The organism is Corallococcus sp. AB038B (genome assembly GCF_003668955.1).
Taxonomy (GTDB): Bacteria; Myxococcota; Myxococcia; order Myxococcales; family Myxococcaceae; genus Corallococcus; species Corallococcus exiguus.
Genome location: NZ_RAWO01000264.1, coordinates 1 through 403, shown reverse-complemented (window position 1 = coordinate 403; position 403 = coordinate 1). Strand labels below are relative to the sequence as shown.

Sequence of the window (403 nt, the reverse complement as noted above, 5' to 3'; positions counted from 1 at the left end):
TAACAGACAGTGTAACATTATCGCCTAACATAACATTGATTGATGATACAGAAGTTGTGATGTTAAATGACGGCGTAATAGATGCTACTGTAAATGTACGAACTGAGTCGATCCATTTGTAATTAATCTACCAATCTGGACTAAAAATACCGTATTTAACAAGATAACTATCTGGCGTGAGTACCGACGTATATGGCCATATATACTTGAACCTTCGCGGTGCATCAGCTACGAATCCTTGATTAACCCAGTATTGCTGATAAATAAGATTGTTCTTTCCCTCAAATAGATTACACAAGACAGTACCTTCTTCGGTACTGACACTTGTGACCACTATTTCAGCAGAAATGATGTTGGTTACTGTACATACAGCATTAAATACATGTAGATGCTGAGATATTTC

Annotated in this window: 1 protein-coding gene; it reads right to left on the bottom strand. The window is 36.7% G+C overall.

Translation table 11 applies throughout. The features are described from left to right. Window positions 1-127 precede the first annotated feature (127 nt). A partial coding sequence (locus D7Y04_RS46230; RefSeq protein WP_233601879.1) for a hypothetical protein occupies window positions 128-403 on the bottom strand: 276 nt, incomplete at its 5' end.